The sequence below is a fragment of the Streptomyces sp. NBC_00989 genome (genome assembly GCF_045162655.1).
Lineage (GTDB): Bacteria > Actinomycetota > Actinomycetes > Streptomycetales > Streptomycetaceae > Streptomyces.
Window position 1 is genome coordinate 3,477,845 of record NZ_CP108728.1, and the last position, 22,274, is coordinate 3,500,118.

Consider the following 22,274-nt stretch of genomic DNA (forward strand, 5'->3'; position numbering starts at 1 on the left):
TGCGCAAGGGTTGATCGCCTCGTTCGAGGTGCTACGGCGTCACACCTCGGGGCGCAGCATCGGCGGGTTGAGCAGCGTGGCCCCGCCGGCCCGGAACAACTGTGCGGGGCGGCCGCCCTGACGGGTCGTCGTACCGCCCGTCGGAACGAGGAACCCGGGCGTGCCGGTCACCTTGCGGTGGAAGTTGCGCGGGTCGAGCGCCACGCCCCATACCGCCTCGTAGACGCGGCGCAGCTCACCGACGGTGAACTCGGTGGGGCAGAACGCCGTGGCCAGGGACGAGTACTCGATCTTCGAACGGGCGCGCTCCACCCCGTCGGACAGGATCTGCGTGTGGTCGAAGGCGAGCGGTGCCACCGGATCGCCGTCGCGTCCGAACCCGGCTTGCTGCAGCAGCTCTTCGACGGGCGCCCAGCGCGCGTTGCTGGCGTCGCCACCTGCGCGGGGTGCCGGCAGGTCGGGAGCGAGCGCGAGGTGGGCGACACTGACGACGCGCATCCGCGGGTCGCGCTTGGGGTCGCCGTAGGTCGCGAGCTGCTCCAGATGTGCGCCGTTGTCCTGGACGGGGGCGCCCGGGTCGTGAGCGCGCAGTCCCGTCTCCTCGGCCAGTTCGCGCGCGGCGGCCTGCGACAGATCCTCGTCGGCCCGCACGAAGCCGCCGGGCAGCGCCCAGCGCCCCTGGAACGGCGGCTCGCCCCTGCGTACCGCCAGCCCGCACAGAGCATGGCGGCGCACGGTCAGCACGACCAGATCCACGGTGACGGCGAAGGGCGGATAGGCTGACGGGTCGTAGGACATGCGGCGATCATAGTCGTCTGCCTGACGATAAACACTCCCTTCGCCGGTACCGCCATGACTGATCCACATCGGTGCGATGCGTGGCCCGCCCACCGCTTCCGGCCGTCTCCCGATACGGCCTCCTCCGAGGTCACGCTCCCAATTGCAGGCCGTCGGCCGCCTCCTCGACCATGGCGACACCGAGCCGGCCGACCCGTACGGAGAAGGGGGCGCCCGCGATCCGCAGCCCGGTCAGGCCGATCTCGCCGAGGGGTGCGCTGCGCACCGGGCGGAGGGTGACCGTGCGGGCGGGGGCGTCGGGGCGGATGCCCGCGAGGGTGGTCAGCAGCAGCACTCCGGCGGCCGCCGCCGTGGCCGCCGGGCGGCAGGCCGCCGGGTGCGGAAGGGGAGCGCTCCCGTCGGTGCGCTGCTCACCCGCGTACATCTCGGGGAGCCGGTGTCCGAACGCCTCGGCCGCGGCGAGGACGCCCCGCAGCAGGGAGGTCGCCTCCTTCTCGTACGCGGCGGCGGCCAGGCCCGCGATGGCGATCGCCGTCTCCGCGACTCGCACGGCTCCGCCCCGGTGGCTGAACGGGCTGTATCCCGGCTCCTTCACGCCCAGGCCGCGCAGTCCCCAGCCCGAGTCCATGGCCGGGGCGCCGAGCAGCCGGGCGAGTTGTTCGGCCCGCACCTTGTCCAGCAGGCCGGGTGCGTACTCGCCTCCGCCCAGGAGGCCGGTGTCGAGGAGGTGGGCCGCGGTCGCGCCGAGGTGCGGTACGAGGCGCCCGTCGGGAGACCGGGCCGCCGCCGGGCGGCCGCCGCCCAGGTCCCCGATCCAGAAGTCCGCGCGGAAGGCGGTGCGCAACTCCTGGGCCCACTGCCGTAATTCCGCACCGCCGGACCTGCCGAACGCGTCGAGCAGATCGGCGCCGAGCAGCGCCGCCCGGTGGGCGTGGGCCTGTGTCTCGCAGCGGACGGGGCCGCCCGGGTGCGGGTCGCGCAGATAGGTGCCGTCGCCCACGGTGGTCCGCAGCCAGGTCAGACAGCGCTCGGCGGCCGGAAGTAACTCCTGCGTCTCCTGCTCCGGGAGCCCCCAGCGGCGGGCCTCCGCGAGCAGCACCGGGAAGAGCAGGGTTGCCTCGGTGCCCGTGCAGCTCGGCGGCAGATGGCCGCCGGCATCGCGGCGCGGTCCGGGAATCATGCCCAACTGTGTTCCTGCGCGGTGGAGTTGGGTGCGGGCGAGGGTCCTCAGTGTGCCCGCGGCGAGCCGCGTACCGAGAGGCAGCGTCATCCGCGCCGCGGTGAGCGACTCCGTCGGCGCAAGACCGCAGCGCCAGGGTGCGCCAGCCGCAAGATGGGTGTTGGAGGGGTGCGCGGGGTCGCGCAGCAGCAGTGCCTGGAGGTCCTCGATGCTGGTCCGCATGAGCACGTGGACTCGGGGGTCGTCGCCGGTCGCCCGTGCGGAGGCCAGGGGGCCGGTCGCCCCGTGGCCCACGGCCCGGACCAGTCCCGCGCCGTCCGGCCGTACCCGGAGTTCGACGCTCACCGTGCCGCCCGGGGGCAGTTCGAACTCCCAGCGCAGGAGCCCCGCGGAGGCCAGCGCGTCGGCGGGCGGTGGGTCGGCCGTGACCGCCGAGTTCCCGGTGGGGCCGGACCAGCGCAGGCCGGAGTCGTGCACGCTGGCGGGCAGTTCGGGTCCTGTGTTGCCTGCGGCGATCGCGCCCAGGTCGGCCATGTCGGTGCCGAGCGCCACCTCGACCGGCAGACGCAGCGTGCGCCGGGAGACGCTGCGCAGGGTGATGCGCTCGGTGCCGTCGGCGTGCCGGGACCGTTCGACGAGAAGGTCCGGATCCGGGCCGCAGTCCGGGGAGACCCGCACGGTCCCCACGAAACGGGCGCGGTCGGCCGCCGTCATCCTGGCCTGCACCGCCAGCGGTTCCCGTCCGGCCACCCGCACCTGACAGCGGGAGAGCACGCGCCGACCCGCGCGGTAGAACCCCTCCAACCCCCGTCCGTTCAGCTGCCCTTGCTCGGTGGAGACGGCGAGACCCGGGAGGGCTACGCAGATCAGGGTGGTGTGGGTGGGGGGCAGTTCGAGGGAGCGACGGGGCGTCGGGCGAGACGGGGCCGGCGGGTGCGGCGGAGGGCTCTGCGGCGAGGGGACGGGGGAGGACCTGCGTGGGGAGACGGGAGAAGGCTGCCGTGGGGATGCGGGCGGGGGTGGGCGGCGGATCTGGCCGGGCGCCCACCCGTCTGCCGGCTGATGGGACGGTTGCGGTCGGTGGGGCGGTTGTGGTGGATGCTCGGGATCGGCGGTGCCCGTGTACGGCGGCGCGGAGTTGGTCTCTCGGGATGGCGGCGCGGAGCTGGTCCCACGGGATGGTGGCGGTGAGCTGGTGCCCCGGCTCGGACGCGGCTCGGGGTCACCGGAGTCAGGGCGGTCGTCGGCGGCGGAGGGCGGAGTCGGCTGGTGCATGGGCGGCTTCTTCTGCGCTCTGTGCGCCTCAGACGTGTTCGGCGCCGGTTGGACTGTTCCGGGAGGACAAGGGCTGTCCGGCGACACGACCCGTTCAGGCGTTCCGCCACTCAGGTGAACGGAACCGGGCTCCTCCTGGTCACGCCCGCGTCCTGGGAAGCCGACCGAATGGCGGCGCGGCGGAGGAGACGGACAACCGGCGCCGGTCCCCCGGTCCGGATGGCTGCCGACCCGGCGCACGGTCCGTCGGCCGCACGCGCCTGTTTCTCGCGCCGGGTGCCCATCCACGAGTCCAGCGTTGGCCCGCGCGCTGGGGACACTGACCGCTTGCGGAGTCATCGCCGACAGCCGGACGACCCGGTGGAGCCAAGCGCCGAACGCACCGGGCCGACGACTAGACCGGCGGGGTTGCCATCCACTCCCCCAACCCTTGATCACCCGTCCCCCTCAACGCCGTTACTCCCCGACTGCGGTGCCTCCGAGCAGGTGTCGTAACGCCGCGAATCGGCCTTTCCAGCGGTGCGCGAACGCGTGCTGCCGGGGCGTGCGGTGCCCTGCGCCGGTGTGCGCGGGCGGGATCCATCCGCCCCGGATCGGCGGCTGGCCGCGCCCGAAGGACGGGGGCTGCCCTCGGCTCCGTCGGCGGTACGCGGGCGTCGCCGACGACGGGAGGCCGCGGGCGAGCCGGCCGCCGGTGCCGGGGCATCGCCGGGAGCGCCCACGCCCTGCCGTACGGAGGCGGAGGCGTCGGCGGCCTCCGCGCCGCCGACCGCCCCGCCAGCGCGCGTCGCCTCTCCAACTCCCGCCGCGCTACCGGCTCCCGCCATCTCGACGGCGCCCGCCGCCCTTCCAACTCCCGTCACTTCTCCGACGCCCGCTGCCTCTTCACCTCCTGTCACTTCTCCGACGCCCGTTGCGCCTCCAGCGCCCTCCGTCTCTCCGCCGTCCGCCACTCCGCCAGCTCCCGTCACCTCTCCGGCTTCCGTCGCCCTTCCCACTCCCGTTCCTCCTCCAACTCCCGCCGCACTTACCGCTTCCGCGCCCGCCGTCTCCCCAACTCCCGCCGCCCCCGCCCGTTCCACCCGCTCCGCGCGCAGGCAGCGCCGGATCGACTCCGGGTCCAGGCCCTCGTTGCAGGCCTGGTGCAGGAGTCGGGCGAACAGGTAGTCGGGGTCCGCGCCCAGTGCCATGGCCAAGGCCTCCCTGGCCTCCAGGTCGTCGCCGGTCGACCAGGCGACCCAGCCGGCGAGCGTGAGAGGAGCCGCGGCGTGTTCGCCGTAGGGTCCGACGCAGCGGCGGGCCAGTGCGCGCCAGAGGCGCAGGGCCGGTACCGCGCCGTCGCCCTCCATCCATTCGGCGGCGCGGTCGCGGGTCGTGCGGTCCTGGAGGCCGAGGATCAGCGTGGCGGCTTCGTCGTGGGCGAGCAGTGCGTCGTCGCGGAAGTCCGCGTGAAGTGCGCCGGACACGTGTGGTGCCGCGGCGAATCGCCTCATGATCCGCTGGGCCAGATCCAGGGTCTCCTGCGCCACGTCCGCTCGGCTGACGTCGTCGAGAATCCTCGGAACCAGGGTCATACCGGCGGCGTCCAGGGCAACTTCCTGCTGAAGCGCGAGGGCCGTCTCCCAAGGCTGCAGCCTGGCCCGCAACTCGCGCAGCGTGCCGCGCACTTGGAGTCCCGCGTAGGTCGCCGCCGCGGCCAGTACGGACGTGCCCGGAAGACCCATCGGAGATCCGTCCACCGGGCAACATCCCACGGTGGCGCAGCAGTACGACCAGAAACGGCCGTCCGAGATGCAGAGCGCCTCGATCACGGTCACGTCGAGCCGGCCGCACTCGGTGCGCAGCTTCTGCACGAGCGGGCGCAGGCGCTCCATGACCTGACGCCCCGACTCCCCTGGCGCCGGTTCCTGACAGACGTAGGCGATCATCTGTTCGGGTCGGGGGCCCCTACGCTCGCTGCCTGTCACCAGGCCGTGGGCCAACTGCCGTGCCACGGAAGCCCAGTCGTCCGCGCCGGCGGGAATGCCGAGCCGGGCCCTGCCGCCGAACCGGCCCCGGCCGCCCCGATCGTGCAGGGCGACGAGGACGATGCTGTCCTCGGGGCGGTACCCGAGCAGATAGGGCAGGGCGTCGGCGAGTTCGGCGGGGCTGCGCAGGGTGACCTGGTGCTCGGCACCGTGTCGGTCGTACGCGCTGGGGTCGATGTCGCCGTTTTCGGAGGATCCGGTCGTTTCGCTGTGGTTCGTCATGCGTCGACGATCTCGCGGATTGCAAAGTTCCGCTTGGGCCTGTGGATAAGTCCGGTCAGGGACACGCCACATGGGGTTCGACACGGCCAAGTCGGTCCATGTGACCGGGATATCCGGACCGCCCACCGCGCTCACGCGATCACCCGGCGGGGGCGACCGAGACGATTCCGCCGCTACCGAAGCTTGCCCAGACCAAGGCGATCCCATTGCTACGGAAGCTTGCCCCCGCCCAACCCCAATCACCGCACCCGCAGGCCGACATCACACCGACCGCACGTCAACGGCAAGGGTCCCTCAGACGAAACCTCAGCCCGCCGCAGCGAGAACCAGCGGAAGCACCTGCTCGCTGCCTGCCCGGCGGAGCAGCCGGGCGGCGACCGCGAGGGTCCAGCCGGAGTCGGTGTAGTCGTCCACGAGCAGGACGGGGCCGGGAGAGGCCGCCAGGGCGTCGGCCAGCTCTCCCGAGACGGCGAAGGCGTCGGACAGGGCCCTGAGGCGCTGGGCGGAGTTGCTGCGGCGTGCCGCGTGCGTGCCGTCGGGTCCGGTGTACGTCAGGGTGCCCAGGAGGGGAAGGCGGCCGATGCTCGCGATGCCCTGGGCAAGGGAACCGACCAGTTGCGGGCGGCCCAGGGACGGTACGGCCACGACCCCCACCGGCCGCGCGGAGGCATCCTCGACATTCGGTGCCCAACCGCCCGGAGAGCGCGCCCAGTCGGCGAGGACCGCCACCGCGGCCTTCAGGACGTCGTCGGGGACCGGGCCGTCAGGTGCGTTCTCGGCCAGCAGCGGGCGCAGCCGGTTGCCCCAGCCGATGTCGGAGAGCCGCCCCAGGGCGCGCCCCGTGGAGCATTGATCCTTCGCCGGGATACGGCCCTTGAGGTCCACGCCCAGCGCGGCCATCCCGGTCGGCCACATCCGGCGCGGCTCCACCTCCATGCCTGGGCGGTCCAGTTCCTTCGTCGCCCCCGTCAACGCCTCCGTCGAGACCGAGGAATCGATCCACGCGCCCGCGCAGTTGTCGCAACGACCGCAGGGCACCGCGCCTTCGTCGTCCAGTTGCCGACGCAGGAACTCCATCCGGCACTGGGACGTACTCACGTAGTCGCGCATGGCCTGCTGCTCGGCCGCACGCTGCTTGGCCACCCAGGTGTACCGCTCGGCGTCGTACACCCACTCCGCGCCCGTGGCCGCCCAGCCGCCCTTCACGCGCTTGACCGCCCCGTCGACGTCCAGGACCTTCAGCATCGTCTCCAGGCGGCTGCGTCGCAGCTCGACCGCTGTCTCCAGGGCGGGCACGGACAGGGGCCGTCCCGCGTCGGCCAGGGCCGAGAGGGTCTGCCGGACCTGTGTCTCGGGCGGGAAGGCCGTATCGGCGAAGTAGCGCCAGATGGCCTCGTCCTCCCTGCCGGGCAGGAGCAGCACATCGGCGTGGGCCACACCGCGCCCCGCACGACCCACCTGCTGGTAGTAGGCGATCGGCGAGGAGGGTGAACCGAGGTGGACCACGAAGCCCAGGTCCGGCTTGTCGTAGCCCATGCCCAGCGCCGAGGTGGCGACCAGGGCCTTGACCCGGTTCTCCTGGAGGTCGATCTCGGCCTGGAGGCGGTCGGCGTTCTCCGTCTTCCCGGTGTACGAGGCCACTTTGAAGCCACGTTGGCGCAGGAACGCGGTGGCTTCCTCGGCGGCGGCCACGGTGAGGGTGTAGATGATGCCCGAGCCGGTCAGCTCGTCCAGGTGCTCGGCGAGCCATGCCAACCGGTGAGCGGCGTCCGGCAGTTGGACCACTCCCAGCCGCAGGCTCTCCCGCTCCAACGTGCCCCGGAGCACCAGGGCCTCCCCGGCACCCGTGCCCAACTGCTCGGCCACATCGGCGGTCACGCGCGCGTTGGCGGTCGCGGTGGTGGCCAGCACCGGTACGCCGGCGGGCAGTTCGGCCAGCATCGCCCGGAGCCTGCGGTAGTCGGGGCGGAAGTCGTGTCCCCAGTCGGAGATGCAGTGCGCCTCGTCGACCACCAGGAGGCCGGTCGTGGCCGCGAGCTTGGGCAGCACCTGGTCGCGGAAGTCCACGGAGTTGAGCCGCTCCGGGCTGACGAGGAGCACGTCGGTCTCGCCCCGTTCGACCTCTCCGTAGATGTTGTCCCACTCCTCCGGGTTGGCCGAGTTGATGGTGTGCGCCCGGATACCGGCCCGCGCCGCCGACTCGACCTGGTTGCGCATCAGCGCCAGCAGCGGCGAGATGATCACCGTGGGCCCGGAGCCGCGCCGGCGCAGCAGAGCGGTGGCGACGAAGTACACCGCCGACTTGCCCCAGCCGGTGCGCTGCACCACCAGCGCGCGCCTGCGCTCCTCCACCAGAGCCGCCACCGCCTGCCACTGGTCCTCGCGCAGCCGCGCCGTACCGGTCGGGTCACCGAGCAGCTCGGCGAGGATGGCGTCGGCTTCGGCACGCAGCTCCTGGTTGCTCATGCCCCCATGCAACCGCACGCCACTGACAACGGCCCAATCCCCCGCCGTGGCGAGGGGCGCGGAACCCCGTCCCGCACCCGGGCCGACCTGCTCCCTCTGGACCTCCCGCACATCAGTGGCGTACGAAAGTGTCGTGCTCGAACGTCCCAGGCGTCGTCGGGTGGCGCATTGGGTAGGGATATAAGCCACAGACCGTCAGATAAGGGGCCGTGGCCCCATTTGCTCGTTGCCGCATCCAAGTTCGACAGGAAGAATTGGAGTCCGCTCCCCGCACGGCTCGTCCGTGATCCGGTAGGGCTCTGCTGCGGTGTGCGCTCCCCCGAATCCGACCCCGCCCGTAGTGTGGGCGCGTAGCCGAAGGGAGGACCGTGACCTTCGGATTCGCTCCGTCCTCCGCGGCATCCACGTCGACGTCTGCCGACCTGTCCGCCGCTTCCGCCAACCCCCTTGCCCGTCTGCTCGAACCCTCCGAATGGGCCGCCGCCGGAATCCCGTTGCTGCGCAATCCCCGCGAGGTCGTCAGCGGGCTGCACTCCCGGCATCGGCCGAGACCGGCGACCGCGATCGTGGCTGTCCTCGATCCGGACGAGCGGTTGCTCGCGAGCGCCTCGTTCGTCCGGCGGTCCGCCCCGGCCGACGGCTGGATGTTCCGCAACGCGCTGCTCGCGCAGCTGCGCCGCGTCATCCCGCACGATCTGCGCCGCCGTACCCCGGTGCGTACGGCCGTGCTGCTCTACTGCCGTGAGGGCGACGCGCGTTGGACGGAGGAGGACGGCGCGTGGATGTGGGGGCTGCGTGACGCCTGCACGCTGCACGGGCTGCGCTGCGGGGCCTACATCACGCTGACCCGTGACGGCTGGCAGGTGCTCGGTGAGGGGCGCGGCGGCCGACGGCCCAGCGCGGACTCCGCGCCGGAACCTTTCGCCATGTCCGAGGTACCGCCCCTGCTGCCCCGCACGGGCGGCGCCGCCTCGGAGGTACTGCGCCGCGCCGCAGCTCGCTGAAACCCGGTCCGGGCTCCGCGCCCGGACCGTACGGCCCCATCACTGCGGAGTCCTTACGACGCCGAGAGGCGCCCGTACTCCGGTCGCGGCGCACGGGTGCATCGCACAGCCACTGAAGGCACGTTTCGGCGAACGCACCGGAAATCCGCGCACGCCGAACGCGTCACCGTGCACAGACCGCCGCGACGGCGTTACCTGCCCGCCGTCGCCCTCCTTGAGCCTTCCGGGAAGTCCCGGAAGGCTCAAACGCCCGCGCCCAGCACCGAGTTGATCTGCTGCGGCTCGCCGCAGACGATCAGCAGGGTGTCGGCCCGGCCGAGGGCCAGGGGCAGGGCGGTGGTGGCAACGGCGGCCGCGCCTCCGTTGACGGCGACCACGACGACGGGACGGGACGCCGCCCGGCCCGCGACGGCGGCGTCCGCGTAGAAGACGTCGTCGCGCGCGTCGTGCTGCGCCCAGTAGGACGCTTCACCGAAGGACAGTTCGTGGGCGGCCCACGGGTGCGGTTCGCCGGTGGTGATCACCAGCACGTCACCGGGGGCACGACCCGACTCCAGAAGCAGGTCGACGGCTTCCTCGGCAGCGTCCAGCGCACCCTCGACCGAGGCCGGGATCAGCTGGACCTGCGGGGTCGCCACAGCGGTGTCGGAGGAGGCGGGGACAGCCGGACCGGAGGGTCCGGGCTGGGCCACGGCCACGTCGTGCGGCGTGCGTTGCGCCGGCGCCGTGGGCCGCAGGGGGCCGGGACGACCGGGACGCGACGGAGCCGCGGGGCGGGGTCCGGGTACAGGGCGGGGGGTCGGCGCGACGCGGCCGCTGGCCGGAGTGGCGCGGGGACCCTGGGCACTCTCGTGAATCTGAGGCTCCTCGGGAATGAGAGGCATGAGCTGATTTTTATCAAACACTGGTGCGACTTGCGGCAGCGGGTGGCACATGAGTGCAAGCGGAACGGTCAGAAGTCGAAGCCGAGCTGGCCCTCGATCTGCGGAACGTTTCCCTCCGCCCAACTGCGGGCTTTCTTAAGGTGCCGCCACTGGGGCAGCGCATCAAGATACGCCCACGACAACCGGTGGTACGGGGTGGGGCCCCGCTCCTCCAGTGCGGCCTTGTGCACGGGTGAGGGATACCCGGCGTTGGCCGCGAAAGCGAAGTCTGCATGGTCGATGCCCAGTTCGGCCATCATTTTGTCGCGCTGAACCTTGGCGATCACCGAAGCGGCCGCGACGGCCACGCACGACTGGTCGCCCTTGATCACCGTACGAACCCGCCAGGGGTCCCCGAGGTAATCGTGCTTCCCGTCGAGGATGACCGCGTCGGGGCGAACGGGCAAGGCCTCAAGAGCACGCACCGCAGCGAGCCGCAGCGCGGCCGTCATCCCCAGGTCGTCGATCTCGTCGTGGGAGGCGTGCCCCAAGGCGTACGCCGTGACCCACTTGCGGAGTTCTTCGGCGAGTTCGGTGCGTCGTCTGACGGCGATGAGCTTGGAGTCGGTGAGGCCTTCGGGGGGTCGGCGCAGTCCGGTGACCGCCGCGCAGACGGTGACGGGGCCGGCCCAAGCACCGCGCCCCACCTCGTCGACGCCGGCAATGACCTTGGCCCCGGTCGTGGCGCGGAGTGAGCGCTCGACGGCATGAGTGGGTGGTTCGTACGGCATGGCGTCCTCAGACTACGCCGCCCGGAACCCCCTGCGACACCCGGGTTTCCCCGAACCCCCCGAAGACCGTTCCGATCCGGCTTCACGCACCGCCGGGCCGGAGCAGCGGAACCATCAACTGGTCGATCATTTCCTCGATGTCGTGGTCACCCCATTCACTGCCGCACATCTTCGAGCGGTACATCATCATCGCCGGGATGGCGTCCAGGACATAGCTGTTGGAGGCGTCGGAGCGGACCTCGCCTCGCTCTATTCCACGGTTGATCACCTCACCGAGCAGGCGGATCGTCGGTTCCACGACCCCTTCGAAGATCACGCCGTGGAAGCGCTCCGCCTGGGCGGTGTCGCATTCGTGAATCACCGAGCGCAAGGCGTATCCGGGGCGCGAGTACATCGCGTCGCGCGCCTGCGCGCACAACGCCAGCAGGTCCTCACGCACACTCCCGAGGTCGGGCGCCTCGTTCAGACGCGGCAGCCCTGCCTGCAGCGCGTCCGCGACGAGGTCCTCCTTGGACGACCAGCGCCGGTAGACCGCGGCCTTGCCGGTCTGGGCGCCGGCGGCGACGCCTTCCATCGTGAGCGCGTTCCATCCGACCGTGCCGAGTTGTTCCAACGCGGCATCCAGGATCGCGCGTTCGAGCACGGCGCCGCGGCGTCGGAGGGAGGCCGTCTGAGCGGGGACGGCCGTCCAGCCCGAAGTAACCATCTGAGTGTCTCCAGCGAGCAGTGGAATGGGGATTCCGGGGATCGGGGATGCGTCACGCGGCAGCGACGGGGAGGAGCCGCACGAAGGCGAGTTAAGTGAACGCTTGCGTTCACTGTTGGGGACTCACTACCGTTGACGCGGCAGTGAACGCGAGCGTTCACTAACACACTTGTGGGGGACCCATAGTGACAACCTCTCAGTTGACTCAGCAGCCAAAGCCAGGAGCGGCCCGCCGGGAGGGGCATCCCGGCATCGCACTCGCGGTCATCGCGGCCTGCCAACTCATGGTGGTACTCGACGCGACGATTGTGAACATCGCTCTCCCGCACATTCAAGCCGCACTCAGTTTCAGCACCACCGACCTCACCTGGGTCGTCAGCGCCTACACGCTCACCTTCGGCGGCCTGCTGCTTCTCGGCGGTCGGGCCGGTGACATCCTCGGCCGGCGGCGCGTGTTCACCACCGGCATCCTGCTCTTCACCTTCGCTTCGCTGCTCGGCGGTCTCGCCCAGGAACCCTGGCAGTTGCTGGCCGCGCGCGTCCTGCAGGGCGTGGGTGGCGCGATCGCGTCGCCCACCTCGCTCGCGCTCATCACCACCACGTTCCCCGAAGGCCCGGAGCGGAACAGGGCGTTCGGAGTCTTCGCCGCGGTCTCGGCGGGCGGCGGCGCGATCGGTCTGCTCGCGGGCGGCATGCTCACCGAGTGGCTCGACTGGCGCTGGGTGTTCTTCGTCAACCTGCCGATCGGCGTACTGATGGCCGTGCTCACACCGCTGTACATCAACGAGTCCGAACGGCACACCGGCCGCTTCGACATCACGGGCGCGCTGACCTCGACGGCGGGCATGGCGTCCCTCGTCTACGGCTTCATCCGCGCGGCCGACAAGGGGTGGCGCGACAGCCTGACCATCGGTTCCTTCGCCGCGGCGATCGTCCTGCTGGTGGCCTTCGTGATCACGGAGTCCCGGGCGAAGGAACCGATCACTCCGCTCAGGATGTTCGCCGACCGCAATCGCTCGGGCACGTACGTGATCATGCTGAGCCTGGCCGCCGCGATGTTCGGCATGTTCTTCTACATCGTGCTCTTCGTGCAGAACGTGCTGGGGTACACGCCGATCCAGGCGGGTCTCGCCTTCCTGCCGGTGACGGTCGTGATCGCGGCAGGCGCGGGGCTGTCCCAGCGGTTCCTGCCGGTGCTCGGGCCACGGCCCTTCATGCTCATCGGCTCGGCGCTCGCGGTGATCGGGCTGGCCTGGCAGACCCTCATCAGCTCGGACAGTTCGTACGTCGGCGGAGTGCTCGGCCCGATGCTCGTGTTCGGCTTCGGGATGGGCCTGAACTTCGTGACGCTGACGGTGACCGCCGTCTCCGGTGTCGCCCAGCACGAGGCCGGCGCGGCCTCCGCGCTGCTCAACGCCATGCAGCAAGTGGGCGGTTCGCTCGGCCTGTCCATCCTGACCACGGTGTTCGGCTCGGCGGGCAAGGACGAGGCGAAGAAGCAGTTGCCGAAGTTCCTGGCCGACGGATCGGCGGAGCAGAAGGCGGCGTTCTCCAAGACACACCAACTGCCCGCGCCCTGGGGGCACGAGGTGCTCGCGCACGGCATCTCGACGGCCTTCGTCCCGGCCGCCGCGATGGCCGTACTCGCCCTGCTTACCGCCTGGTTGGTGATTCGGGTCCGCAAGAGTGACCTCGACGCACTCGCGGGCGCGGGGGTCGGCTGACCGGCCGGGCCCGGTCGGGGCCCGGCCCATCAACACCAGTGAAAACCTCATGACCGCGCCCCCCAACTGTCGTGTCCGTGCGGACTCATGTGTCGCACAGCGACTGCCACGACAACGGGCGGGCGGTCACGGAGAGTTCCCGACAGGCACAGAGAGTTTCATCCGGATGCGGGCGGCGTGGCCCGGTGGAGCGACGACGACGTCAGACGGACGTCGGAACCCAGCCCGGCAGCGACTCCGTCCGCTCCAGCCATTCGGCGGGCGGCGTCCCCGCCTTCCCGCCGGCGATCACGCCGCCCACGATCGCGCAGGTGGTGTCCACGTCCCCGCCGACCTGGGACGTGGCCCAGAAGGCCCCCTCGTAGTCACTGAGGCCGCGCGCGGCCGACCAGAGCGCGAAGGGGACCGTGTCATGAGCGGACGTCCGACGTCCGCAGCCCAGTACGGCCGCGACGGTGCCCGGATCGGCGTAGTCGAGCATGTCCCGGGCGCGCCGCAGGCCCGCGCCGACGGCGCTCTTCGGCACGAGTGCGATGACGCCGTCGAGGAGTGCCTCGGCACTGGGCGGGCCGCCAGGGGCCGCGGCCAGCGCGGCGGCCGCGGCGACGGCCATGGCGCCGACCACGGCCTCACGGTGCTGGTGCGTGGGGTAGGCGGAGATCTCCGCCTGGTGGGTGGCCTGCTCGGGGTCGTCCGCGTACCAGGCGCCCAGGGGCGCGATCCGCATCGCAGCGCCATTGCCCCACGATCCCTGGCCGTTGAAGAGCGCGGCGGACAGTTCGCGCCAGTCGCCGCCTTCGCGGACGAGGCGCAACAGCCGGTTGACCGCGGGGCCGTAGCCGCGGTCGAAGTCGTGGTGTTCGGCGAAGGACTGCGCCAGGGCGTCCTGGTCGACGCGGTGGTGGGCGGCCAGGACGGCGACCACGGAGCAGGCCATCTCCGTGTCGTCCGTCCACTGCCAGGGAGACGGGGGCAGTTCGCGGCGCTTGAGCCGCGGGTGGTTCACGGGGACGAAGAACTGTGAGCCCAGCGCGTCGCCCACGGCGAGTCCACGCAAGCTGGCCAGGGCGCGATCCAGTCGCGCATCTTGCGAGTAGGGAGAGGCGAGAGAAACAGAAGGGTCGGGAGTGCCGGAAGAGGAGTCAGCGATCATCGGTCCGCCACTCTATCCGCTGATCCCGTACGGCTCCGGGTCTCGCCAGCTGTCGAACGGCCGGTCCAGCGCGTACCTGCCGTCGTCTCCCAGAACGAGCATCCGCATCTCGGCGTTCCCCGGATTCGACAGTGACTCGAACTCCGCGACCGTCCAGTGGAACCAGCGCATGCAGAACAGCCGCATCGCCAGGCCGTGTGTCACCAGGAGCACGTTCGGCGGGTGGTCGGGGGCCTCGAAGCTGCGGTACAGGCTCTCCAGGAAGCCGCCCACCCGGTCGTAGACGTCTGCACCGGACTCGCCCTGGGCGAAGCGGTAGAAGAAGTGCCCGTACGCGTCCCGGTACGCCTTCTGGAGGCGTACGTCGTCACGGTCCTGCCAGTTCCCCCAGTCCTGTTCGCGCAGCCGTGGCTCCTCGCGTACGCGGACGAGGTCGGGATCGAGGTGGAACGCGCGGAAGGTCTCGTGCGTACGGCGGTACGGGGAGACGTACACGCTGATGCGCTCGCGGCCGAACACCTCCCGCAACCGCTTTCCGGTCTCCTCTGCCTGTCGCCAGCCCTGGTCGGTCAGCGCCAGGGAATGGTCGGGTTCACGCTCGTACACAGTGTCATCAACATTGCCCGTTGACTCACCGTGCCGGACAAGGACGATGCGCCGTGGTCGTGCCATGCCAAAACCCTAGATCGAGTGACGGCATATCGAGCACTCACACGGGCTCCATACGGCGTAGGTCACACGAATTCTGCCCGATCGGCCACATAGGGGCGCACGATTCACACACTGGGACGCCGACGGCGTCAGTTCGGATTTCAAACCGTCCAGGACGGCTCCAGTTGCACGATGTCGCCCGTGAGGGAGGCGACGTCCGCCTCGATCTGGGCGCGCAGGGCGAGCCGTTCGACCCGCTCGGTGCGGTACTTGCCGTGCTCGGCGGCCGAGTGCCACATCGACAGCACCATGAACTCGTGTCCCGGAGCCTCGCCGAACAGCCCGCGGAGCATGCCTGGGGAGCCGGCCATCGCCGGATTCCAGACCTTCTCCTGCATCAGCGTGAAGTGCTCGGCACGCTCCTCGTGGACACGGCACAGGGCCACCCGGACCAGGTCGGCGTCGGTGAAGCGCGGCTCGAAGCCGGTCTTCACGTCGAAGCGGTGGTCGAACAGCTTGACCTGCGCGTCCTTGAAGGTGCCCGCCTGGGCCGACGCCAGCCGGTCGTGGGATCGGGCCATGAAGGAGTCGTAGAAGGCACGGCTTTCCCAGAACGCGAAAATGTGTGCCACCCCTGGCCGCGCTCTGCTCCAGCCTCCCCCCTGTCCCCGAAATCCCGGCTCCCCCAGAAGCCCCGCCCACTTTCGCTGCCCGCGCTCGAAGCCGCGGCGGTCCACCACGGTGCAGCGAATCCACTTGACCAGCACCGCGCCATCGTAAGGCCCTGGAGCGTGGCGTCGGTCACGCTCCGGCTGAGATCGTCGGCGCATGCGCCCCCGCGCGCGTGGCACGATGGACAACGAACGCTGATCGCCCAGTAGTTGGGGCACGCGATCGAGGCGAACGGGGAAGGGGAACTGTGGTGAACGGCCTCAACAAGGGGATCCGCAAGGCCGAAGTCGGGCTCCAGTGGGATCCGAGTCCCACCGGGCAGCCGCCCGTCGATCTGGACATCGTCGCCACCACGTATGTGGCGGGCGATCTGTACGGCGCTCCCGCGTACGCGGTGCACTTCGACAGCCGCTCCCCCGACGGCACCATCTATCTCAACCGGGACAGCAAGGACGGCAAGGGCTTCGGCTGGGACGAGGTCATGACGCTGGAGCTCGACCGGCTCGCCGACCGGTACGCGCGCGTGGTGGTCGGTGTCGTCATCCAACAGCGCGTCGCCCACCGCACGTTCGTCAACGTCCTCAACCCGAAGCTGCGTATCCGCGAGGGGTACACCGTCCTCACCGAGGACGACTTCGGTGACGTCCTCGGTGCGACGGCGGCGACGGTCGGGGAGTTCGTCCGGGACGAGTCCGGCGGCTGGGACTTCCATCCCGGCATCCGGGGCTTCGAGGACGACCCCGCGACCTTCACCAGGACGATGGGCAGGGCGCAGCAGCCCTGAGCCCATCGCAGACGGCGCGTCAGCCGGCGGTCCAGCCCGGGACCGTCGGCAGCACCTCCTCGGCGATGCGGAACAGTGCCTCGTCATCGGGCGGCACGTCGTCCTGACGCCAGATGGATATCTCGAAGGAGTCGCCGCCGTCCTTCGCGCTGGTGGAGACCAGCAGGCTGCGGGCGATGCCCCCAGGGCCCGTACTGGCCTTGCCTCCGCCGAGGTTGAAGCTGATGGCGATGGTCCGGTCCGAGTAGAGAACTGCCGGATGGCCCAGGACCGACTTCAGCTGTGAGGTCGAATCCACGTAGCGGGCCGCCTCGGCGATGGGAACGTCGTCGTAGGACGCCGACAGCCGTACGGAATAGGTCCTCAGGTCTACGTCGGCCTCGGGGCTGGCGATCTTGGTGCCACCGGCGAGCGTCATCCAGCCCGCGCTGCCCCCGGCGGTCTCCGCGTGCTCATCCGGAGTCCCCAGGAGCACCGGAAGGTCCGAGCGGTTCAGCGCCGTGCAGAGTTGCGCCGGCGAGACGTACTTCGCCGGCAGGGTCTTGTCAGCGCTCGCCGAGCAGGTCGCCGGCTTGCTGTCCTGCTGCGACGTGTTCGGCAGGACTTCCCCGAGTCCCCACATGCCGCCTACGACACCCCCGACCACCACCACGGCCGCGACTGCCTGGGCCCCCGCCCTCATACCTCTTTCGGGCTCGACGGAATTGTCGACCATACCCCCACCCTCCCCTGTGCGCGCGCTATGCGCGTCGAGGGAGATTAACCGCTGATCGTTCCGCTGGGAAACCGGATTCGCCCCAGGCCGGGACATGCTGAGGGCGGTGGCGCCGGGTTACCGGATCCACCGCCCTGACCAGCTAGTTCATTTCAAGCAGGTGTTCTTGATCAGCTGCAGCCGCTGGTCGAGCCACACCCCTCGCAGATGTAGCAGGAACCGGCCCGCTGCATCTTCGTACCGCAGGAGAAGCAGAGCGGGGCGTCGGCCTGGATGCCCAGCTGCATCTCCACCAGCTCGGCGCTGGTGTGCGCCTGCTGCGGGGCGGGCTTGACCGCCTCGACCACGGCCTTCGGCGCGGCCACGGCCTTCAACTCCTGGGCGCGCGGCGCCGACTGGGCCAGGCCCTCTACGTCGACCTCGTCCTCCGTCGGCTCGTACGAACCGGTCTCCAGGTGACGCTGGCGCTCCTCGGCGGAGTGGATGCCGAGCGCGGAGCGCGTCTCGAAGGGCAGGAAGTCGAGCGCCAGGCGACGGAAGATGTAGTCGACGATCGACTGTGCCATCCGCACGTCCGGGTCGTCCGTCATGCCGGCCGGCTCGAAGCGCATGTTCGTGAACTTGGAGACGTACGTCTCCAGGGGCACGCCGTACTGCAGACCCACGGAGACGGCGATCGAGAAGGCGTCCATCATGCCCGCGAGGGTCGAGCCCTGCTTCGACATCTTCAGGAAGACCTCACCGAGACCGTCGTCCGGGTAGGAGTTGGCGGTCATGTAGCCCTCGGCGCCGCCGACCGTGAAGGAGGTCGTGATACCCGGGCGGCCCTTGGGGAGACGCTTGCGGACGGGGCGGTACTCGACGACCTTCTCGACCGCGGTGCGGATGGTCTCCTCGGCCTTGGCGGTGACCTCGACCTTCTCCTTCTCCTTGGTCTTCGCGGAGAGGGGCTGGCCGACCTTGCAGTTGTCGCGGTAGATCGCGAGCGCCTTGACGCCCAGCTTCCACGCCTCGAAGTAGACCTCTTCGACGTCCTCGACGGTCGCCGTCTCCGGCAGGTTGACCGTCTTGGAGAGCGCACCGGAGATCCAGGGCTGGATGGCCGCCATCATGCGGACGTGGCCCATCGCGGAGATGGAACGCTCGCCCATGGCGCAGTCGAACACCTCGTAATGCTCGTGCTTGAGGCTCGGGGCGTCGATCACGTTGCCGTTGTCGGCGATGTGGGCGACGATCGCCTCGATCTGCTCCTCCTGGTAGCCCATGCGACGCAGGGCCTGCGGGACGGTGCCGTTGACGATCTGCATCGAGCCGCCGCCGACCAGCTTCTTGAACTTGACCAGGGCGAGGTCGGGCTCAAGTCCGGTGGTGTCGCAGGACATCGCGAGACCGATGGTGCCGGTCGGGGCGATGACGGAGGCCTGCGAGTTACGGAAACCGTTCTTCTCGCCGAGGCGCAGCACGTCCTGCCAGGACTCCGTGGCCGCGGCCCAGATGGGCGTGTCCAGGTCGTCCGTGCGCGGGGCCACGGCGTTGGCGTCGGCGTGCTGCTTCATGACGCGCAGGTGCGGCTGCTCGTTGCGGGCGTAGCCGTCGTACGGGCCCACGACCGCGGCGAGTTCGGCGGAGCGCTTGTACGAGGTGCCGGTCATCAGGGAGGTGATGGCACCGGCGAGGGCACGGCCGCCGTCGGAGTCGTACGCGTGGCCGGTCGCCATCAGCAGGGCGCCGAGGTTGGCGTAGCCGATGCCGAGCTGGCGGAACGCGCGCGTGTTCTCGCCGATCTTCTGCGTCGGGAAGTCCGCGAAGCAGATGGAGATGTCCATCGCGGTGATGACGAGCTCGACGACCTTGGCGAAGCGCTCGACCTCGAAGGACTGGTGGCCCTTGCCGTCGTCCTTCAGGAACTTCATCAGGTTCAGCGAGGCGAGGTTGCAGGACGTGTTGTCCAGGTGCATGTACTCGCTGCACGGGTTCGAGCCGTTGATACGGCCGGACTCCGGGCACGTGTGCCACTGGTTGATGGTGTCGTCGTACTGGATGCCCGGGTCGGCGCAGGCCCAGGCGGCCTCGGCCATCTTGCGGAAGAGCTGCTTGGCGTCGACCTCCTCGATGACCTCGCCGGTCATACGGGACGTCAGGCCGAACTTGTCACCGTTCTCCACGGCCTTCATGAACGTGTTGTTCACGCGGACCGAGTTGTTGGCGTTCTGGTACTGCACCGACGTGATGTCGTCGCCGCCCAGGTCCATGTCGAAGCCCGCGTCACGGAGGGCGCGGATCTTCTCTTCTTCCTTGACCTTGGTCTGGATGAAGTCCTCGATGTCGGGGTGGTCGACGTCCAGGATGACCATCTTGGCCGCGCGGCGGGTGGCGCCACCGGACTTGATGGTTCCGGCGGAGGCGTCGGCGCCGCGCATGAAGGACACGGGACCGGAGGCGTTGCCACCGGAGGAGAGCAGCTCCTTGGAGGAGCGGATGCGGGACAGGTTCAGGCCGGCGCCGGAACCGCCCTTGAAGATCATGCCCTCTTCCTTGTACCAGTCGAGGATCGACTCCATGGAGTCGTCGACGGCCAGGATGAAGCAGGCCGAGACCTGCTGGGGCTGCGGGGTCCCGACGTTGAACCAGACGGGGCTGTTGAAGCTGAAGACCTGGTGCAGGAGGGCGTACGCCAGCTCGTGCTCGAAGATCTCGGCGTCGGCGGGCGAGGCGAAGTACTTGTAGTCCTCGCCGGCCTTCCGATACGTCTTCACGATGCGGTCGATGAGCTGCTTGAGGCTCACCTCGCGCTGCGGGGTGCCCACGGCACCGCGGAAGTACTTGCTGGTGACGATGTTGACCGCGTTCACCGCCCACTCGGCGGGGAACTCGACGCCACGCTGCTCGAAATTGACCGAGCCGTCGCGCCAGTTGGTCATGACGACGTCACGACGCTCCCACTCCACCTCGTCGTACGGGTGCACGCCGGGGGTGGTGTGAATACGCTCGATGCGCAGTCCCTTGGTGGTCTTGGTTCCCTTCGCGCGGGAACCTCGCGCCGGACCGCTCGCCGTCTCTGTCATGCCGCCTCCCTCTACAGGCAAAAACGCCCGAAAATGCCACGATGTTCCCGTGGCAGAGTGTTTGTCTGATGCCGCGGGCGCCCACAGCTCATGGCCCCGCAACAAGTCCTGATTCGCCGCCGCCCGGCCGGATCCGGGGTCTCCGCCCGGTTCCGGCCCGTCGGTCAGTCGGCGGAGTGGGCGGGCACGGGGACCTGAACAGTCCCCCCGGTCCCGCCGTCGTCTTCCTGGCTCCCCGATACCGCGTCTTCGTCGTCCGCGGCGGGGCCGGGAGTCACTTCGCGCAGCTCCACGATCGCGGCCTCGAAGTCCTCGAGCGAGTTGAACGCCCTGTAGACGGAGGCGAATCGCAGATAGGCGACGAGGTCGAGCTCCTGCAACGGGCCGAGTATGGCCAGCCCGACGTCATGGGTGGTCAGTTCGGCGCTTCCGGTGGCCCGCACCGCTTCTTCGACCCGCTGGCCGAGCTGGGCGAGTGCGTCCTCGGTGACAGGCCGTCCCTGGCATGCCTTGCGCACACCGTTGATGACCTTGGTACGGCTGAAAGGCTCGGTGACTCCGGACCGCTTGACCACCATGAGCGAGCACGTCTCCACGGTCGTGAAACGACGGGAGCAGTCAGGGCACTGGCGGCGCCGGCGGATCGACGTGCCGTCGTCGGTCGTACGGCTGTCGACGACACGGCTGTCGGGGTGCCTGCAGAAGGGGCAGTGCATGGTCTCCAACCCTCCCTCACAGCAGACTCAATAGCCTCGTAAGACCCCTTGGGCCTCTCGAAGCAGCCCCCAGCATAGGCGATGACCGAGACTCTGGAGACCCGGGGGACCACAACTTCTGGGCTGCTGCCGCAATCCAACCACTAGATGTGGTGATTGGCTCACACAAACACGCCACGCGCGCGTGTCGCGTGCGTATTGGCATGTGCCATACGACCGTCCCGCCACCCCGAACACGCGGCCGCACAGCCGTACCGCCAGGCCACATACGGAGATACCGTGAGCGCGGCACGGAGGAGACGTGGGGCTCCCGCACAGAACGGGACCGGCCCCCGACCGCCGGGACACCGGGTGGCAGACTGAGGCGACAACCCACGAGGTCACCATCCCGGCGGCGAAGAGTACAACAATGAACTCTTTTGTCCGCCAGGTGCCGCGCTAGCCATACACCCAGACGCGTGATCACGACAGGCTATCTGCACTTTTTCACTCGAACGTGTGTTTGGCGCAACCTTTCGAAAGCAACTACCGTTGTCCAGCAGGGAGACCATCGAGAGGGGCCGACGTGACCACCACCGCAGACAGTGCCACCATCACTGCCCAGGATCGCTCCCAGGGCCGACTCGAGCCGGTGCATGCAATGAACGAAGCCGCGAATCCCGAGGGACACAAGCGCTCCCTACCGGGCCGACCTCCCGGTATCCGGGCGGACAGCTCAGGGCTCACGGACCGGCAGCGCCGGGTGATCGAGGTCATCAGGGACTCCGTGCAGCGGCGGGGCTACCCGCCGTCGATGCGCGAGATCGGCCAGGCCGTGGGCCTGTCCAGCACGTCCTCGGTCGCACACCAGCTGATGGCACTGGAGCGCAAGGGCTTCCTGCGCCGCGACCCGCACCGCCCGCGCGCGTACGAGGTCCGCGGCTCCGACCAGTCGTCGTCGGTGCAGCCCACGGACACCGCGGGCAAGCCAGCCGCGTCGTACGTCCCGCTGGTGGGCCGGATCGCCGCCGGTGGTCCGATCCTCGCCGAGGAGTCGGTGGAGGACGTCTTCCCCCTCCCCCGCCAACTGGTCGGTGACGGCGAGCTGTTCGTCCTCAAGGTCGTCGGTGACTCGATGATCGAGGCCGCGATCTGCGACGGCGACTGGGTGACCGTGCGCCGCCAGCCGGTCGCCGAGAACGGCGACATCGTGGCCGCCATGCTCGAGGGCGAAGCCACCGTCAAGCGCTTCAAGCGCGAGGACGGCCACGTCTGGCTCCTCCCGCACAACTCGGCCTACGAGCCGATCCCCGGCGACGACGCGACGATCCTCGGCAAGGTGGTGGCGGTGCTGCGGCGCGTGTGACGGCGGCTGCGGCGGGCGGGCCACATCGGCCCGGCCCCCTGACCGGACCCCGGGACCCCTGCGCCGGTTCCGGGGTCCTGTGCTGTCCGGACCCCGGTGGCGGCCCGGTCGTCGATC

Annotated in this window: 17 protein-coding genes; 4 read left to right on the forward strand and 13 right to left on the reverse strand. The window is 70.1% G+C overall.

The genetic code is table 11. The features are described from left to right. Nucleotides 1-39 precede the first annotated feature (39 nt). The 4 genes from OG714_RS14900 to OG714_RS14915 form a co-directional block, all read right to left on the reverse strand. Nucleotides 40-798: an NUDIX domain-containing protein gene (locus OG714_RS14900; protein WP_406121287.1), complete on the reverse strand. Its 759-nt coding sequence runs from the start codon at nucleotides 796-798 to the stop codon at nucleotides 40-42. A gap of 130 nt (nucleotides 799-928) precedes the next feature. Next, a complete protein-coding gene (locus OG714_RS14905) occupies nucleotides 929-2,869 on the reverse strand; it encodes a glycogen debranching N-terminal domain-containing protein (protein ID WP_406131824.1) in 1,941 nt (646 codons plus the stop codon). A gap of 818 nt (nucleotides 2,870-3,687) precedes the next feature. After that, on the reverse strand, nucleotides 3,688-5,502 hold the full coding sequence (locus tag OG714_RS14910) for a DUF4192 domain-containing protein (protein ID WP_406121289.1): 1,815 nt from the start codon (nucleotides 5,500-5,502) through the stop codon (nucleotides 3,688-3,690). A gap of 306 nt (nucleotides 5,503-5,808) precedes the next feature. After that, the gene (locus OG714_RS14915) at nucleotides 5,809-7,968 is read right to left on the reverse strand and encodes a RecQ family ATP-dependent DNA helicase (protein ID WP_406121290.1); all 2,160 of its coding nucleotides are present in this window, start codon (nucleotides 7,966-7,968) and stop codon (nucleotides 5,809-5,811) included. A 368-nt stretch (nucleotides 7,969-8,336) separates the two neighbouring features. Here OG714_RS14915 and OG714_RS14920 point away from each other — a divergent pair, with 368 nt between their 5' ends. Then, nucleotides 8,337-8,972: a hypothetical protein gene (locus tag OG714_RS14920; protein WP_329349201.1), complete on the forward strand. Its 636-nt coding sequence runs from the start codon at nucleotides 8,337-8,339 to the stop codon at nucleotides 8,970-8,972. A gap of 242 nt (nucleotides 8,973-9,214) precedes the next feature. Here the strand turns inward: OG714_RS14920 and OG714_RS14925 are convergent, their stop codons facing one another. The 3 genes from OG714_RS14925 to OG714_RS14935 form a co-directional block, all read right to left on the reverse strand. Next, entirely contained in the window at nucleotides 9,215-9,856 is a 642-nt protein-coding gene (locus tag OG714_RS14925; RefSeq protein ID WP_406121292.1) for a hypothetical protein, read from the reverse strand. 68 nt (nucleotides 9,857-9,924) lie between these two features. After that, nucleotides 9,925-10,626, reverse strand: a complete 702-nt coding sequence (locus tag OG714_RS14930; protein WP_406121293.1) for a ribonuclease HII — start codon at nucleotides 10,624-10,626, stop codon at nucleotides 9,925-9,927. Between the two features lie 82 nt (nucleotides 10,627-10,708). Then, on the reverse strand, nucleotides 10,709-11,332 hold the full coding sequence (locus tag OG714_RS14935) for a TetR/AcrR family transcriptional regulator (RefSeq protein ID WP_406121295.1): 624 nt from the start codon (nucleotides 11,330-11,332) through the stop codon (nucleotides 10,709-10,711). A gap of 185 nt (nucleotides 11,333-11,517) precedes the next feature. Between OG714_RS14935 and OG714_RS14940 the strand changes: the two genes are divergently transcribed. Further along, nucleotides 11,518-13,056 (forward strand): MFS transporter, encoded by a 1,539-nt coding sequence (locus tag OG714_RS14940; RefSeq protein ID WP_406121296.1) that lies wholly within the window; start codon nucleotides 11,518-11,520, stop codon nucleotides 13,054-13,056. Nucleotides 13,057-13,258: 202 nt separating this feature from the next. Here OG714_RS14940 and OG714_RS14945 read toward each other — a convergent pair whose 3' ends face one another. From OG714_RS14945 to OG714_RS14955, 3 genes are all read right to left on the reverse strand, one after another. Beyond that, nucleotides 13,259-14,209, reverse strand: a complete 951-nt coding sequence (locus OG714_RS14945) for an ADP-ribosylglycohydrolase family protein (RefSeq protein WP_406121298.1) — start codon at nucleotides 14,207-14,209, stop codon at nucleotides 13,259-13,261. A gap of 12 nt (nucleotides 14,210-14,221) precedes the next feature. After that, complete coding sequence (locus OG714_RS14950; RefSeq protein ID WP_043677931.1) at nucleotides 14,222-14,881, reverse strand: histidine phosphatase family protein; 660 nt, start codon at nucleotides 14,879-14,881, stop codon at nucleotides 14,222-14,224. A gap of 140 nt (nucleotides 14,882-15,021) precedes the next feature. Next, nucleotides 15,022-15,627 (reverse strand): YdbC family protein, encoded by a 606-nt coding sequence (locus OG714_RS14955; RefSeq protein ID WP_366436424.1) that lies wholly within the window; start codon nucleotides 15,625-15,627, stop codon nucleotides 15,022-15,024. 155 nt (nucleotides 15,628-15,782) lie between these two features. Between OG714_RS14955 and OG714_RS14960 the strand changes: the two genes are divergently transcribed. Continuing rightward, complete coding sequence (locus OG714_RS14960) at nucleotides 15,783-16,316, forward strand: TerD family protein (protein ID WP_406121300.1); 534 nt, start codon at nucleotides 15,783-15,785, stop codon at nucleotides 16,314-16,316. Nucleotides 16,317-16,335: 19 nt separating this feature from the next. Here the strand turns inward: OG714_RS14960 and OG714_RS14965 are convergent, their stop codons facing one another. From OG714_RS14965 to nrdR, 3 genes are all read right to left on the reverse strand, one after another. Further along, nucleotides 16,336-17,031 (reverse strand): DUF6215 domain-containing protein, encoded by a 696-nt coding sequence (locus OG714_RS14965; protein ID WP_406121302.1) that lies wholly within the window; start codon nucleotides 17,029-17,031, stop codon nucleotides 16,336-16,338. 170 nt (nucleotides 17,032-17,201) lie between these two features. Then, nucleotides 17,202-20,096 (reverse strand): vitamin B12-dependent ribonucleotide reductase, encoded by a 2,895-nt coding sequence (locus OG714_RS14970; RefSeq protein ID WP_406121303.1) that lies wholly within the window; start codon nucleotides 20,094-20,096, stop codon nucleotides 17,202-17,204. Nucleotides 20,097-20,260: 164 nt separating this feature from the next. Then, a complete protein-coding gene (gene nrdR / locus OG714_RS14975) occupies nucleotides 20,261-20,812 on the reverse strand; it encodes a transcriptional regulator NrdR (RefSeq protein ID WP_399396853.1) in 552 nt (183 codons plus the stop codon). Nucleotides 20,813-21,377: 565 nt separating this feature from the next. Here nrdR and lexA point away from each other — a divergent pair. Continuing rightward, nucleotides 21,378-22,157 carry a transcriptional repressor LexA gene (lexA, locus tag OG714_RS14980; RefSeq protein ID WP_026151025.1) on the forward strand — a complete coding sequence of 260 codons (780 nt, stop codon included), beginning with the start codon at nucleotides 21,378-21,380 and terminating at the stop codon, nucleotides 22,155-22,157. Nucleotides 22,158-22,274 lie beyond the last annotated feature (117 nt).